The 14634-nt window shown below is 42.2% G+C and carries 16 protein-coding genes; 6 read left to right on the forward strand and 10 right to left on the reverse strand.

Features of this window, described 5'->3' with window-relative positions:
• The 3 genes from astE to seqA all read right to left on the reverse strand — a co-directional run.
• A partial coding sequence (gene astE / locus L1D50_RS07825; RefSeq protein WP_239965830.1) for a succinylglutamate desuccinylase occupies window positions 1-1026 on the reverse strand: 1026 nt, incomplete at its 3' end.
• Window positions 1027-1108: 82 nt separating this feature from the next.
• The gene (gene pgm / locus L1D50_RS07830) at window positions 1109-2746 is read right to left on the reverse strand and encodes a phosphoglucomutase (alpha-D-glucose-1,6-bisphosphate-dependent) (protein WP_239965831.1); all 1638 of its coding nucleotides are present in this window, start codon (window positions 2744-2746) and stop codon (window positions 1109-1111) included.
• A 13-nt stretch (window positions 2747-2759) separates the two neighbouring features.
• Window positions 2760-3308, reverse strand: coding sequence for a replication initiation negative regulator SeqA (gene seqA / locus L1D50_RS07835; protein ID WP_128728089.1), 549 nt, complete (start codon window positions 3306-3308; stop codon window positions 2760-2762).
• 136 nt (window positions 3309-3444) lie between these two features.
• Here seqA and L1D50_RS07840 point away from each other — a divergent pair, with 136 nt between their 5' ends.
• The 5 genes from L1D50_RS07840 to fur all read left to right on the forward strand — a co-directional run bounded on the left by L1D50_RS07840 (window position 3445) and on the right by fur (window position 5890).
• Window positions 3445-4212 (forward strand): alpha/beta fold hydrolase, encoded by a 768-nt coding sequence (locus L1D50_RS07840; RefSeq protein ID WP_239965832.1) that lies wholly within the window; start codon window positions 3445-3447, stop codon window positions 4210-4212.
• A gap of 86 nt (window positions 4213-4298) precedes the next feature.
• Window positions 4299-4520, forward strand: a complete 222-nt coding sequence (locus tag L1D50_RS07845) for a DUF2788 domain-containing protein (RefSeq protein ID WP_010372701.1) — start codon at window positions 4299-4301, stop codon at window positions 4518-4520.
• Window positions 4520-4798 carry a LexA regulated protein gene (gene ybfE / locus L1D50_RS07850; protein ID WP_010372698.1) on the forward strand — a complete coding sequence of 93 codons (279 nt, stop codon included), beginning with the start codon at window positions 4520-4522 and terminating at the stop codon, window positions 4796-4798. Before L1D50_RS07845 ends, ybfE begins: the two co-directional genes overlap by 1 nt.
• Window positions 4799-4812: 14 nt before the next feature.
• A complete protein-coding gene (gene fldA, locus L1D50_RS07855; protein WP_010604714.1) occupies window positions 4813-5340 on the forward strand; it encodes a flavodoxin FldA in 528 nt (175 codons plus the stop codon).
• Window positions 5341-5443: 103 nt separating this feature from the next.
• Window positions 5444-5890 carry a ferric iron uptake transcriptional regulator gene (gene fur / locus L1D50_RS07860; protein WP_010372691.1) on the forward strand — a complete coding sequence of 149 codons (447 nt, stop codon included), beginning with the start codon at window positions 5444-5446 and terminating at the stop codon, window positions 5888-5890.
• A gap of 67 nt (window positions 5891-5957) precedes the next feature.
• Here fur and L1D50_RS07865 read toward each other — a convergent pair whose 3' ends face one another.
• The 7 genes from L1D50_RS07865 to glnS all read right to left on the reverse strand — a co-directional run bounded on the left by L1D50_RS07865 (window position 5958) and on the right by glnS (window position 13312).
• Window positions 5958-6311: a DUF1428 domain-containing protein gene (locus tag L1D50_RS07865; protein WP_128728087.1), complete on the reverse strand. Its 354-nt coding sequence runs from the start codon at window positions 6309-6311 to the stop codon at window positions 5958-5960.
• Window positions 6312-6325: 14 nt separating this feature from the next.
• The gene (locus L1D50_RS07870; protein WP_128728086.1) at window positions 6326-6715 is read right to left on the reverse strand and encodes a YciI family protein; all 390 of its coding nucleotides are present in this window, start codon (window positions 6713-6715) and stop codon (window positions 6326-6328) included.
• Window positions 6716-6801: 86 nt separating this feature from the next.
• On the reverse strand, window positions 6802-7650 hold the full coding sequence (locus L1D50_RS07875; protein ID WP_239965833.1) for a YciI family protein: 849 nt from the start codon (window positions 7648-7650) through the stop codon (window positions 6802-6804).
• Between the two features lie 137 nt (window positions 7651-7787).
• Window positions 7788-9059 (reverse strand): RNA polymerase sigma factor, encoded by a 1272-nt coding sequence (locus tag L1D50_RS07880; RefSeq protein WP_128728084.1) that lies wholly within the window; start codon window positions 9057-9059, stop codon window positions 7788-7790.
• A gap of 144 nt (window positions 9060-9203) precedes the next feature.
• A complete protein-coding gene (locus L1D50_RS07885; protein WP_128728083.1) occupies window positions 9204-9677 on the reverse strand; it encodes a DUF1203 domain-containing protein in 474 nt (157 codons plus the stop codon).
• 87 nt (window positions 9678-9764) lie between these two features.
• A complete protein-coding gene (locus L1D50_RS07890) occupies window positions 9765-11591 on the reverse strand; it encodes a serine/threonine protein kinase (protein ID WP_239965834.1) in 1827 nt (608 codons plus the stop codon).
• A 56-nt stretch (window positions 11592-11647) separates the two neighbouring features.
• Window positions 11648-13312 carry a glutamine--tRNA ligase gene (gene glnS, locus L1D50_RS07895; protein WP_128728081.1) on the reverse strand — a complete coding sequence of 555 codons (1665 nt, stop codon included), beginning with the start codon at window positions 13310-13312 and terminating at the stop codon, window positions 11648-11650.
• 247 nt (window positions 13313-13559) lie between these two features.
• On the opposite strand from glnS, the gene L1D50_RS07900 reads away from it, so the two are divergent.
• Window positions 13560-14630 carry a DUF3083 family protein gene (locus L1D50_RS07900; protein ID WP_239965835.1) on the forward strand — a complete coding sequence of 357 codons (1071 nt, stop codon included), beginning with the start codon at window positions 13560-13562 and terminating at the stop codon, window positions 14628-14630.
• The last annotated feature ends 4 nt before the right edge of the window (window positions 14631-14634 follow it).

Raw genomic sequence — 14634 nt, forward strand, 5'->3', positions numbered from 1 at the left:
GTTTTCATCAACCTCTAACGGGATAACCGTTAGTAATGCACGTTGCCCCAAAGCAACATTGGCATTTGGGAAGATAATAGCTTCGCCCTCAACTTCAGCGAAATACTGCTTATCTCCGTCTGTCGCTAGTAATTCACCTTTTGCAAAGCCTGTAAAATTCTCAGCAGAATCAGGGAATGGGAAAGAGAATTCTGCTTGAGTACGATTGATGGTGCGATAAACCGTAAACAGCTCGAAGTCATTTGCATTAAATTCTTTATATTCTACTTCTTCTTGGCTAATTAATGCTTTTAGCGTTTCTTTGGTTTTTGCAAAGCTCGCCATGTTATTTTCACCAAACGGCTTAACCTGTCCAAGTTCGATAGTAAAAGCGTCGGCCCCAAACTGGTAAGAAGAAAAGTAACTAAATGTCGTCGCAGCCGAGCGCATCATTAATACGGTATTGACACCGCATGACAATAAAAATTGCAGCTGCGATTTCTTCCACGGCTTACCATGTAAAAATGGATAGACTGCAAACTTCTCGTTTTTAGATCCCCGAATAGCAGTGTGAAGGTCGTAATGACAACGATAGCGCTCACCGTCATCTTGTTCAAAGAAAGCCCTAACATAACCTTCTAGCTTTTGAGCTCTGACCTTTTCAGGATTATCTGTTTCTTGATTATGTGCACCGTTAAATAGGCGGTTTAGATTTTCATCGACAAAACGCTTGCCAATATTAATGGATTTCGGGTTGCCAAAAATAAACAACACCCGTTGTGCCAACGCCAGTTTACCAGTAATAATATGTTGGATAAGCTCGTCACATATTTCAATTGGTGCGGTTTCATTACCGTGCACAGCGCTCGATAGCACAATATCTTTCGTTGTTTCACCTGCGGGCGTAAACTGGATCACACCAGTATCATGGACTTCCACCAAGGTACCGTTGTCTAAAGTGAAGTTCACGGGTTCAAGTGTAAATTCGTTATTTCTTGTGATAGTAAGAAAGTCACCGCTTTGTTTTAATTCTGCTAAGTACGTCATAATTCCAAATTGATATTGTTGAATAATCCGCATTGGGATACAAAAAAGCCATACGAGGAGTATGGCTTGTAGAAGCTTTTTGTTAACTAATCACTGAGTCAACCAATGTCTTTGCCTCATGTTCAAGTTCAGCTAAATGCGCTTCACCTTTAAATGATTCAAGATAAATTTTGTAGATATCTTCAGTGCCCGATGGACGCGCCGCAAACCAACCGTTTTCGGTAACGACTTTAAGGCCACCGATAGCCGCGCCGTTACCAGGGGCATTGGTTAATATCTGAGTAATTTTATCACCTGCTAGGGTGTCCGCCTTTATGTTGTCCGCACTCAATGCCTTGAGCTTTGCTTTTTGCTCAGTACTTGCGGGTGCATCGATACGTTTGTATACAGGTGCGCCAAATGCTTGTTCAAAAGCGCGATAATGCTGAGATGGCGATTTACCGGTAACAGCTTGGATTTCAGCGGCAAGTAACCCCATGATAAAACCGTCTTTATCTGTACACCATGTAGTGCCATCTTTTCTTAAAAACGCAGCGCCAGCACTCTCTTCACCACCAAACGCGAGTTCTTCAGCCGCTAAACCGTCTACAAACCATTTAAAGCCAACTGGCACTTCGTAAACTTCTCGACCATTTGCGCCACACACTTTGTCAATCATGGCACTAGATACCAAAGTTTTACCGATTTTTACTGAGCTCTTCCAGCCTCGGTGTTTAATGAGGTAATCAATTGCAACCGCTAAAAAGTGATTAGGATTCATCAGGCCATCAGGCGTGACAATGCCATGTCTGTCGAAGTCTGGGTCATTACCAATACCGATATCGTAGTCGTCTTTTAGTGCTATCAAATTAGCCATCGCAAAAGGCGATGAACAATCCATCCGCACCTTGCCGTCTTTATCTAGTGGCATAAAAGAAAAACTCGGGTCTACAACGTCATTTACAACCGTGAGCTTCAAGTCATAGTGTTTGGCGATCACCGGCCAGAAATTAACACCTGAACCACCAAGAGGATCCACACCAATATTAACTCCGGCTCGAGCAATAGCTTCCATATCAATTATATTACCCAAGTCTTCGACATATGGCGTGATCAGATCTTCATACTTGATAAATCCAGATCTTCTCGCTTTTGCAAACGGGAATAACTCAACTTCAACCAAATCTTCAAGTAGTAGCTGATTAGCTCTATCTTCAATCCACTTGGTAACATCAGTATCGGCAGGTCCACCATTTGGTGGGTTATATTTGAACCCGCCATCTTCTGGCGGGTTATGTGATGGCGTCACCACAATACCATCTGCAAGTTCGTGTGGATTGGTTAAATTGTGCGAGACAATCGCATGACTGATCACTGGGGTTGGAGTGTAGTCATCATTTTGTTGTGTGATAACTTGCACTTCGTTGGCAACCAAAACCTCAATAGCCGAGTTAAAAGCGGCCTCCGACAACGCATGAGTGTCTTTACCAAGAAAAAGCGGACCGTAAATATTATTGTTTTTACGGTAGTCACAAATCGCTTGAGTGATGGCCAGAATATGCGACTCATTAAACTTAAAATTAAGTGAGCAACCTCGGTGACCACTTGTGCCAAAGGCGACACAATGCTCTGGATGTGCTTCTAAATCAGGCTCATTTAAATAGTACGATGAAACCAATTTTGGTACATTTACCAATAATTCTTTCGATACCTTGTTGCCAGCTTGTGGATGGATCGCCATAAGATTTCCTTACTTATAGGTAGTCTCTAATTTTCTCGGCAGCTTCATCTGTGTAACCTAACACCTTAGCTACTTCATGAAGCATCATTTTCTTTCTAGTCGTATTTGAATTTGTCATCACCCAATATTCGCTGTCTGCGATATTTTTCGGGTTCATACTGCTGCCACTTTCGAGTAGTGCATTTTTACTCGTAGCAAAATAAATTCTATCGCGACCCTTAATTTCAAGCACATTATTAAATTCGGATTTATGTGTACGATGGAGCGCGGATAGGATAAACAAAAAGCGCCCGACTACGCCCTTTTGCATTGCGAGCTCTTCTTTATTAAGAATATTAAAGACATTCGCTGCTGGCTTTACCGTTTGGTTTGGTGTTTTTGTTTGCGACTCAGCGGCCAATTCTTGTACTTGTTTTTCTTCCTGCTGTACGACGGGTTTAGATTCTGTCCCAGGAGTAAGTTTTAATAAACGACGTAAAATCTCAGAAGCACTTTCTCCAATACTTTGTGTGTTACTTGCAATGTATTGATATAGCTCGTCATCTATTTCTATCTTTTTCATGCGTTTCCTGTCATCTATGCTAATTAGGAGCAACTCATTTCAATTGCCACTTAGTATATCCAAATTTAACTTATTACTCTATGGCTTTGCATTTTTACTCTTCGATGTCACAATTAGCGCCAAATTTGGAGGATTTATGCAGTTAAACTATCAACAAATTGGCGACCAAGCCAAACCTAGTGTATTTGTTATGCACGGACTATTTGGTTCTTTGGAAAATGTAAATGTGGTGGCAAAAGCACTTGCCGAACATTTCAATGTGATTAATGTCGATTTGAGAAATCACGGTCGCTCTTTTCATGATGGGCAAATGTCCTATCCAATAATGGCAAATGACGTCAAGGCGCTAATGGAAGAGTTAGAGCTGGACAAAGTAAACCTCGTTGGCCATTCGATGGGTGGTAAAGTGGTAATGCAATTTGCCCAATTATTCCCTGAAAGCGTCAACAAACTTGTCGTATTAGATATTGCACCTGTTGATTATCACTCTAGGCATGATGCAATAATTACTGCGCTGAACGAAGTACAAGAAGGTGATGTATCCAGTCGTAGTGAAGCAGATGCCATCATGTCGCAGTATATTGAAACAGTCGGCGTGCGTCAGTTTTTGCTCAAAAGTTTAGCAAAAAATGAACAAGGCAAACTTGCTTGGCGTTTTAATTTAGACGTAATTACTGAAAAATACGATACAATTACATCAAACATTAATGAAACTCATTCCTGTTTGTGCGATACTTTGTTTATTAAAGGGAATAATTCTGACTACATCCTGCCTGAGCATAGGGATGCAATAGCTCGCTCTTTTCCAAATGCGCGAGCAAAAATAATTCAAGGTGCAGGCCATTGGCTACACGCAGAAAAACCTGAAGCAGTAAATCGCTCAATTATTGATTTTCTTCAATAAAACGAATCGAATTACCGTTATAAACTTAATTTATGCATTTAGGTTGTGATATAGTAGCCGCCGTTTAAGTATTGAGTAGAGCTCAGATGGTCAGTCAATTTATAAATGAATTTGAAACGCTAGGGCTATGGTTTGCACTAGCTGGTATATTCTTTTTCATCGGTATGGCTATTCAGGACGTACTGAAAAAAGGTGATGTACCAAAGTTCGGACGCTACATCGTATGGCTAGTGTTATTTCTAGGCTGTTCTGGATTTATTGCTAAAGGCTTGATCCAGGTGTTTTGGCAAGGCGCAGGTGTTGGATAATGGCCAAGGCTGAAACAGATAGAACCACTATCGACCTATTTGAAAATGAAAAACGTCCCGGACGTCCCAAGACAAATCCACTGCCACGAGAAGTGCAGTTAAAGGTTAACAAGCGCAATCAAATCAAAAGAGATCGTGCTCGTGGCCTGAAAAGAGTAGAATTTAAGGTTTCATCAGAGTTGTATCAAGCGCTAAGTGATATGGCAGAGTCGCAAAACATTAGTCGAAGTGCACTCATCGAGACCATCTTACAAGAAAAGTTAGCGGTTAATAGATAGAAGGTAAGCAATTAATGGCAAGCGTAGGTATTTTTTTCGGCAGTGATACTGGTAACACAGAACACGTTGCTAAAATGATTCAAAAAGAGCTGGGTAAAAAGCTCGTAGACGTAAAAGATATTGCTAAAAGCAGTAAGGAAGAGATTGCCGAATTTGATTTACTACTATTCGGTATTCCAACTTGGTATTACGGCGAAGCACAGTGTGATTGGGATGATTTTTTCCCTGAGCTTGAAGAAGTCGATTTCGAAGGTAAGTTAGTTGCAATTTTTGGCTGTGGCGATCAGGAAGATTACGCAGAGTATTTCCTTGACGCGATGGGCATGGTTAATGACATAGTTACCGAGCGCGGAGCAATTGTGGTTGGTCATTGGTCTACCGATGGTTATGATTTTGAAGCGTCAAAAGCTGTCGTTGAAGACGGTAAGTTTGTTGGTCTTGGTATTGATGAAGACCGTCAGCCTGAACTAACAGAGCAACGTGTTAAACAATGGTGTGCACAAGTATATGATGAAATGTGCTTAAGCGAGCTGGAAGATTAATTCCATTTGCTTTGCACTTGCTGCCCGAGCAAGTTATTCTTAGGTATAGCGTCGTGAATATTGACCTAAGACAAATTATAACTAACAGATTGAGACAGATTTAATGACTGATCACAACTTAGAGCTTAAAAAGGCTGGTTTAAAAGTAACGCTTCCACGCATCAAAATTTTAGAGATCCTTCAGTCTCCTGATAATCAGCACATCAGCGCAGAAGATGTGTACAAGATCTTATTAGACAAAGGTGAAGAAATTGGCCTAGCTACGGTATATCGCGTACTAAACCAATTTGATGATGCTGGTATTGTAACACGTCACCACTTTGAAGGCGGTAAATCTGTTTTCGAGCTGTCTGGCAGCACTCACCATGATCACTTGGTATGTTTGAAATGCGGCAAAGTTGTCGAATTCGAGGATGACGTTATTGAAACACGCCAAGAAGAAATTGCTAACAGCAATGGTATCAAACTGACTAACCATTCACTATACCTTTATGGTGAGTGTGAAGATAAAGAAGCGTGCAAAAAGTACGCTGAGGAAAATGGTAATTAACCTACCCTTTTCGCCTATTTAAGCATTATTAAGCCAGCACAAGTTGCTGGCTTTTTTGTAGAGTAGCTCAGCATTCCACAATTGTCCTAAAGCCACCATAGATAAGCCTTTTGCCATCAAACGGCATTGGATTAGCTTCTTGATCGCAAATAGGATCTTTAAATACTTCTGCCATTCCAGCATCACGGACTTCTTTTGAAGGCCAAGTGATCCAGGAAAACACCACAGTTTCATCAGGCTTACACTTTACAGCCAGTGGAAAAGAGGTAAGCGTTCCATCAGGAACATCATCCCCCCAGGCCTCGACAACGCGCTCTGCTCCAAATTTTTTAAACACTTTTGCCGCTTTACTGGCGTGCGCTTGATATTCTTCACGTTTATTGGTGGGTACAGCACATACAAAACCATCGATATAACTCATTTTTGACCTCTCTATTATCCTCGTCTTTGTGCTTCATAGCTGACATTATTCTCGTCTTGCAACTCGCGAACAGGCCGAATTTCAATGCTGCCATAACGCGCTGGCGGAATTTTGCTAGCCGCTTGGATGGCCTCATTTAGATCTTTAACATCAAGTAAATAAAAGCCCGCAAGCTGCTCTTTAGTCTCTGCGAATGGACCATCGGTAATATCGACTTTACCCGCTCGTATCCGTAGTGTTGTCGCACTTTGAGTTGAGAGTAAGGCGTTACCGCCTATCATCTGCTTGCGCTCTTTTAATGATTCTCCACACGCGATGCATTCACGATTCAGTGCGTCCCATTCATCTTGTGAGAGCTTTTCCATTGATTGTTCATCGTAATAAACCAAAGCTACATATTTCATAGTATGTCCAGCTCCTTATTAATTGGTATCTGAATAGCTAGCGTCTTATGCTGCTCGCTTTTAACTTAGCTATTTCGTGATCAAGGTTAATTAGCAGCGTTACTGGGTAACATCACCATCCACGCCACACCGAATTTATCGACGACCTGACCATACAGGGGGGACCAAAATGTTTCTTGTAATGGCATTTTGACCGTACCACCATCGGCTAGCGCATTAAATGCTCGGTGAGCTTCTTGTTCAGAATCAATTGTTATAGACAGACTAAATCCTGCAAACGGTGCATCACCACCACAGCCGTCAGATGCAAAAATATTCATATCGCCAATACTAAACTCACAGTGCATTACTTTATCGGAGAAGTTTTCTGGTATCGCACCATCAGGAATAGGATCTGGACTTTCGTTAAAACGCATAAGCAGACCGACTTTGGCACATAGATGCTGTTGATAGTATTCAAGTGCCTCTTCGGTACGCCCTGCAAAGAATAAATAATTGCAAACATGCGCGGTTTGCATCGCAATCTTTTGTCTTAATTGTTCTTCGTCTTCTAGGATTTCGCCGCAGGGGTCGATACCTGCAAAATCAGCCATTTCATAAAACGGTCTAACTTCAATATCAGATTCCTCATTCATAGGATTAGGGCAGCGCTTAACCCATTCTAGCGCCTCTTCCATTGATGTTACTTCCCATACCCAATAACCTGCAATTAACTCATTAGTCTCTGCAAAAGGCCCTTTAGTTACAATGCGCTCTTCGCCTTTAAAACGAACGCGAACTCCCTCTTTACTCGGCTTCAAACCGTCACCAGAAGTCGTTATTCCAGCATCAACTAATGCATTATTGAATTCTCCCATCGCAGCCATTAATTCCGCGGTTGGTAGCCCCCCTGCTTCAGACCCTTCACTTGCTTTTACAATCACCATTACTTTCATCGTCAATTCTCCTGATATCTTTCATAAATAGAGCTGAATAACCAAAGATTACCTGCGGTTTTGATAAATAAAGTGCTCTATACACTCTAGTCGAATGCACTCTCTAGAGATCGACAAAGTAAGGAGAATTTTCTTAATTAATTTTCACCGAGCTTGAGAAGCTTTTGTTTGAGAACCCTTTGCTCTGGTAATTGCGTTGTTAAATTGAGAGCCGTTTTAAATGCATTAATCGCACTAGCCGTTCTGCCAGCACGAGATAATAGTTCGCCATAAGCCGCATGAGCCAAGTGATACCTTTGCATTTCTTTGTGCTCAAATAGCCGCTCTATCACGGTAATACCCGCATCTGGTCCCTCTTTCATAGCGATTGCAACCGCTTGGTTGAGCTCGATAACAGGAGACGGGCTCACTTGGTGTAGCTGAGCGTATAATTCAACAATCTGTGACCAATCTGTCGCCTCTGCGGTTGTCGCCACAGCATGAGTCGCAGAGATAGCCGCCTGAATGGTGTAAAAGCCATATTCACCGGCGCGCATTATTTCAGCGATCAACTGCGTACCTTCTGCAATCATACCTTTACTCCAAAGGCTTCGGTCTTGATCTTCCAGTAAAATGATGTCACCGCTAGCATTGGTGCGCGCCGCCTTTCTAGCATCATTCAAGAGCATCAAGGCGAGTAGCCCCGCCACTTCTGGATCTGGCGTTAGAGAATAAAGTAAACGAGTTAAGCGGATGGCCTCCGAAGTCAGTTCACTGCGTATTGCAAGTTCGCCTTGTGTTGCAGAATACCCTTCATTAAAGACCAGATAGATAACCGTGAGCACCGCATCAAGTCGGTTGTTAAAGTCAGTGTCGTCTGGCAGCTCGAACGGAATACGGGCATCACGGATCTTCGCTTTGCCGCGCACAATTCGTTGTGCCATTGTTGTGTTAGACACCAAAAATGCACTGGCAATTTCCTCTGTTGTTAGTCCACAGACCTCCCGCAGAGTAAGCGCAACTTGTACTTTAGGATCAATCGCTGGATGGCAACAAGTAAAAATTAACCGCAGTTGGTCGTCTTCAATTACATTGGCGTTTTGCTCTTGGGCTTGACCTGCGATATCAGAAAGCTCATCCACTTCAGTAGCAACTTCTAGCTTTTCTCTTTGACGTTGCTGTTTGCGTATTGCATCAATGGCTTTAAAACGACCAGTAGAAATCAGCCAAGGGACTGGGTTTTCTGGCATGCCTTGAGTAGGCCAGTGTTTTAACGCCATATTAAACGCGTCTTGCAATGCTTCTTCTGCTAACTCAAAGTCACCTAGAAGGCGGATCAGTGTGGCATAAATTTTCCGGCTTTCTTGCTTGTACAGCACTTCTATAGACTTACGAATAGCATTGCTATCGCAAGCGAGTTGATTGCTCATCACTTTCTTTCGTCAGCTAGGTTATAACCATTTGAATTGGTATAGTCACTATTTCATAAATCAGTAAGAGCCTCAACTTGACACCATCAACTCTGAAAGGCTCAACAGATTGGTTTTAGCCTGGGCAGATCCACCTTCTTTTTCCTATACTCTGCGCGCTATGCAATTAAAGCAACCGGGGCTTGCATTGTGAATATGCACATATTCGATTTTATGGTCATCCAATATGGTATGGAGGCAGTCTTTAACTTCCATTCCTTTTACGATTTGCGCCTCAATCATTACACCCAAGCTGTCGTAGGCCCTGATGGACAGTGATCTGGTTTGCAAGATTTCTGGCACTTCATTTACTTTAGGCTCTGCCAGTACTGCATTTTCCCTCACAAAGATAGGCCCAGAAGAGCGATATGGCGATAAAGTAGTATGGTGCTGATATTGTAATAACAACACCACCTCCCCAATCTCGGCTTCTTGTAGGGAAACACGACAAGGATAGCCGGGTTTAGCGTCAACCATGAGCTTCTTGGCATGTAATGCCGCTAGTTCTTCATCACTTAAAGAAAATAAATGCTTAAATTGTTTGTAATCAATCGCGTTAATTTGAAATTGTGTTGTCATGTTTACCACTCCTGCTTTCACTATAATTAGTGTAAAGAATTAGTAGTTAATGACTGGCCAGAAGTGGTACTAACACCTAAGTAGCACCTAAGTGTTAACAACAAATGTTTTGGGGTTTTTGGGAAAGAAAAAGTCAGGCTGACGATCGCATAGAGCAAACTCACGTGTATTTTTATAGGGCAGCTTCATAAACCCTGCTACGCCATAATCTTGAATACTAACCGCATATTGCATGATCCGAGTCAGTAGCGCCTTAAATTGCGCCTCTTTATTAGCATCAAGTAGCCGATAGTAATAATGAATTTTCATCCTATCTTGCAACGATTCAAAAATGATGCAACCTGTATGATGGATCTGGTTTAACTCGAACACGCATTGAATTATCTGTCTTGGCAGCTGCAGTTGCTCGTCTGGATCTTTACCGTCTTCAAAGTATGAATGCGGGCGTGTAATTTCATTGCTCGAAATATCGCTAATGCTAAACTCTAGTTCTGGCAGATGGTCAAATTGGAATGCACCAGTGCCGTCACGAGTCAATTGAATAGTTTGTCGCGCGTCGAACAAACAACATTTAAACAAACCTTTTTGTTTTATTCCCTGCGCGAGCATTACGGTAGCGTTTAACGCGTCTTTAAATGCAAGACTCAATGTTTCGTCATGTAAAATAAGACTCGACTCAACAAATAACTGCGCGTCTTTCCAGTGAAAACTGAGACCACCAACCACTGGGTATTTTGCCAGTCTGCTAATTGAGGCCAAAAAGGCTTTCTCAGTATCGCCGGTATCGAACAAAAACTCTTTATAATATCTATCTAATTGCGCGTCGTTTACGTCTCTTAGATTGTGTTTATCATCAGCACGACGCAAAAACTGCTTGCGTGAGCTGTAGACGACCGTTTCAGGCTTAACTGAGGTTTCATAGGTCCAAAAAGGAATGCGGGATTTTTTCTCTGACAGCGTTAAATCAGGTAAATACATTTTTGCCATTGCAGGCATATTACGAACAAAGTAATCCCCTGCGCTATCTCTCGTTGCTTTGTCTTTGCTAAGCATGCCATCTAGCACTTGCGCAAATACTTTTGGCAGCCCCAAAGCGCTAGCAGGGATGACCTGAGCACCAAAGCGACATGATTGTGCGCTAGCCAGTGCATAAATCGTCGATGCAACGCCTTGCTCATCAAAACGAGGAGAAGATTGTGCACCCGACATTTGTTCATCACCAATAAAATACACATCTCCCATCCGAGCGTTGGTCGTACTTACATCAGATGACATTAAATCCATGATATTGCTAGCGATAGGCTCGCCATGTACGTCCACCTGAGCATAGACTGAGCTTCCCCAATCAACCAAAGAGAAACCATCGGAAGCTTCATCCCAAACGATATTAGATGGCTTAATATCTCCATGAACTATGGGCTGCGGAGACATACCGTTGCGACGCTCGCGCAAATCAACCAATACATTTCTGAGTTTTAACGCGAGGCTTACCAACTCATGCGCTTTAAAACGGCCCTTTTTGAGTGAGATCTTTTCTAAATCTTCACCTGGGGCACGCTCCATCATCAAAATGCCTTGCTTTTTTACTCGCTCGAAGGCATAGAAGTTTGGCACCATCGGGTTGTCAATTTGCGACAACATATAGCCTTCATCTTCAAGCCTATCACGCACACTTTGGGCAAGCGTGATCCGAGAAAATTTAAACACCCAGTCTTTACCCATATCACTTGTACCAGCAAATACGAAACCAAATGCACCAGAGCCAATTACCTCAACATGTTTATAGCCAAGTTGGCTCAATTGTTTTTTACAGATATTCAGCCATTGACGGTGCTTTTTTGCATCATGATGAGACAGTAAGTAGATGGACTGCTGTTCGTTGATATAGAAGTGTTGGATGGATTTTTCAGACATAATTTTACGCAGAAAAAGCAATAAAAAAGGTCGACATAAGCCGACCTCATTGAGTGTTAACCTTGCTGTTCTATCTTAGCCCACGAATCACGTAGACCAACAGTTTGGTTAAACATTAGCGCTTCTGACTTGTTATCCCGACAGAAGTAACCTAAACGCTCAAACTGATAACCTTGTTCAGGCTTAGCGTTTGCAAGCGCAGGCTCAAGTTTTGCATTTGCAATGGTTACCAAAGAGTCTGGGTTTAATACTTCCGTGAAATCTTCAGCAGCCGCTGGGTTTGGTACCGTAAATAGGCGGTCATACTGACGCACTGGCGCTTCAATACAATGTGAAGCAGATACCCAGTGAATTACGCCTTTCACCTTGCGACCATCTTCTGGGTTTTTACCCAAAGTATCAGGGTCGTAACTACAGTAGATTGTCGTAATATTACCGTTTTCGTCTTCTTCAATGCGCTCAGCTTTAATCACATAGGCATTACGAAGACGCACTTCTTTACCTAGTACCAAACGCTTGAACTTTTTATTCGCTTCTACACGGAAATCTTCTTGTTCAATGTAGACTTCGCGCGTAAACGGTAGCTCACGCTCGCCCATGTCTAAAGTTGGGTGATTAGGCGCTTGTAGCATTTCAACTTTATCTGCATCAAAGTTTTCAATGATTAGCTTAACCGGGTCAAGTACCGCCATGGCGCGTGGTGCATTTTCGTTTAAGTCGTCACGGATACACGCTTCTAGCATGCCCATTTCAACCATGTTGTCCATTTTGGTTACGCCAATGCGCTTACAAAATTCGCGAATTGCAGCTGGTGTATAACCACGACGACGAAGCCCTGCAATTGTCGGCATGCGCGGGTCATCCCACCCTTCAACATGGTTATTAACAACCAAGTCATTAAGCTTACGCTTTGACATTACCGTGTATTCAAGATTTAAACGAGAAAACTCGATTTGCTGTGGATGACATTCGATGCTGATGTTATCTAGCACCCAGTCGTACAAACGGCGGTTATCTTGGAATTCTAATGTACAAAGTGAATGTGTGATCCCTTCAAGCGCATCGGAAATACAGTGCGTAAAGTCATACATCGGATAGATGCACCACTTATCACCAGTTTGATGATGGTGTGCAAAACGTACACGATAGATGATAGGGTCGCGAAGAACCATAAATGAGCTTGCCATGTCAATCTTAGCGCGAAGTACACATTCACCTTCTTTAAACTCGCCATTTCTCATTTTTTCGAATAAGGCTAAGTTCTCTTCAGGTGAAGTGTCACGATAAGGGCTGTTTTTGCCAGGCTCAGTCAACGTACCGCGATACTCGCGCGCTTGCTCTGGAGATAAAAAACAGACATACGCTTTACCGTTTTCAATTAGCTCTACGGCATAACTATACAACTTGTCAAAGTAGTTTGATGAATAGCAAATTTCGCCATCCCATTCGAAACCTAGCCACTGTACGTCTTCTTGGATCGACTTAACGTAGTTGATGTCTTCTTTTTCTGGGTTGGTATCGTCAAAACGTAAGTTACACTTACCTTGATAATCTTGGGCAATACCAAAATTTAAGCAAATTGATTTAGCATGGCCAATGTGTAAAAAGCCATTTGGCTCAGGTGGAAAACGTGTGTGCGTAGACGCATGTTTGCCACTGGCAAGATCCGCATCGATAATGTTGCGAATAAAGTTTGATGGGCGATTTTCAGTTTCCGCCATAGGAAATCTTTCCTCTGAATTATGCTCTTAGTTAACCTCGGCATTATTACAAAAACTCAGCAGAACTTACAGCAATTATCTGCGCTGTATCAGGATTTATTCATTTGGTTAAATGTTCATCAGTTTTTTGTGACAAATTTTGTTCTAGCGCAATATTTCCGTCACAACTTCATCCTATAGTTGCGCCATCTCAGTGTTTATAACGCTAATAACGCTTAAGTCTCGCTACCGAGGAAAGGACAAAGTAATGGCTTCAATGAATTTGAATCGTGTTTATATATCAACTAAGGCTAGAAACAATCACTATATTCTTGCTGAGTTTAAACCAGATGATGCATTCTATGCATGTTTTGACTCCACTAGCGCCTGTTACGAGCGTTTGTCTCGTCAGCTGTTCGCGCTTTGCGACGAATATGAATTGCATAATGTGCATGTCATCGCAAACGACAAATTACCTGTAGTGCGTTACCACGATGAAGCCTATACCATGCAAACGGAAAAGCAGATTTTGTTTTTCTATAACCCTAAGTTCCACGAAGCGCATCAGACTTATCTTAATGACGGATACCAAGCACGTAAAATTCGCTTATTATTTTTAGCCACGGGAAATGAATTACGCGCCAATGCGGCGACTTTTCACAGCAAAGTGAAAAAGGTACTTGATGCACTTAAAGAAGGCTTTTCTCCGGTAGAACCTCAATTTAGAGTGCGAGATCACCAACATTTAACTTATGACCTTTTTGCCAAAGCGAAAGGTGACAAAGAGTCGTATGGCTATAAGTTACGGGCGCTTTACCCTCGTTATCAAGCCAGAAACTGCACGTTACCAGAAGAATATAGCGAAATGACCTATGCAACCTTTAACATTCCAGTGTCACGAGCAATAAAAACAGAGTTCCAAAGCCAAATGCGCCCGGGTGACTACGGACAATTCTATCGCACACTGGAAGATGCATTTCTTTCTTCTTGCAATGATAAACAGCTCAATATGGTAGCCATGGTAGCCGATGGCCGTTTACCTATTGTCAGAAGCGCCAAAATCGATAAGTCTGATACTAACCGAGAACTACAAAAGCTGAGTTTTGATACCGGCTCCGGTGACAATCAAATTTACTCGCTGTTTAACGAAGCAAACCTAGTGGATACCATTCGCTTTGTCATCGTCGCCAATGACAAAGACAAAAAAGATATGGGCTATGGTCGTTTTATGAATCACGTAGAAACGGCGATTAAACGCTTTGTTGCACAACTTCCTGTTAATATTGAAAAGCAAGATATCAACGTTCGCTTCTTCCAGCATATTAGTTACGACTATTAATAGA

It is taken from the genome of Pseudoalteromonas sp. Isolate6 (assembly GCF_022398435.1).
GTDB classification, from domain to species: domain Bacteria; phylum Pseudomonadota; class Gammaproteobacteria; order Enterobacterales; family Alteromonadaceae; genus Pseudoalteromonas; species Pseudoalteromonas galatheae.

Coding starts and splice junctions, on each gene's coding strand:
- pgm (WP_239965831.1), bottom strand. CDS start 2,746: ATGGCGATCCATCCACAAGCTGGCAACAAGGTATCGAAAGAATTATTG.
- seqA (WP_128728089.1), bottom strand. CDS start 3,308: ATGAAAAAGATAGAAATAGATGACGAGCTATATCAATACATTGCAAGT.
- L1D50_RS07840 (WP_239965832.1), top strand. CDS start 3,445: ATGCAGTTAAACTATCAACAAATTGGCGACCAAGCCAAACCTAGTGTA.
- L1D50_RS07845 (WP_010372701.1), top strand. CDS start 4,299: ATGGTCAGTCAATTTATAAATGAATTTGAAACGCTAGGGCTATGGTTT.
- ybfE (WP_010372698.1), top strand. CDS start 4,520: ATGGCCAAGGCTGAAACAGATAGAACCACTATCGACCTATTTGAAAAT.
- fldA (WP_010604714.1), top strand. CDS start 4,813: ATGGCAAGCGTAGGTATTTTTTTCGGCAGTGATACTGGTAACACAGAA.
- fur (WP_010372691.1), top strand. CDS start 5,444: ATGACTGATCACAACTTAGAGCTTAAAAAGGCTGGTTTAAAAGTAACG.
- L1D50_RS07865 (WP_128728087.1), bottom strand. CDS start 6,311: ATGAGTTATATCGATGGTTTTGTATGTGCTGTACCCACCAATAAACGT.
- L1D50_RS07870 (WP_128728086.1), bottom strand. CDS start 6,715: ATGAAATATGTAGCTTTGGTTTATTACGATGAACAATCAATGGAAAAG.
- L1D50_RS07875 (WP_239965833.1), bottom strand. CDS start 7,650: ATGAAAGTAATGGTGATTGTAAAAGCAAGTGAAGGGTCTGAAGCAGGG.
- L1D50_RS07880 (WP_128728084.1), bottom strand. CDS start 9,059: ATGAGCAATCAACTCGCTTGCGATAGCAATGCTATTCGTAAGTCTATA.
- L1D50_RS07885 (WP_128728083.1), bottom strand. CDS start 9,677: ATGACAACACAATTTCAAATTAACGCGATTGATTACAAACAATTTAAG.
- L1D50_RS07890 (WP_239965834.1), bottom strand. CDS start 11,591: ATGTCTGAAAAATCCATCCAACACTTCTATATCAACGAACAGCAGTCC.
- glnS (WP_128728081.1), bottom strand. CDS start 13,312: ATGGCGGAAACTGAAAATCGCCCATCAAACTTTATTCGCAACATTATC.
- L1D50_RS07900 (WP_239965835.1), top strand. CDS start 13,560: ATGGCTTCAATGAATTTGAATCGTGTTTATATATCAACTAAGGCTAGA.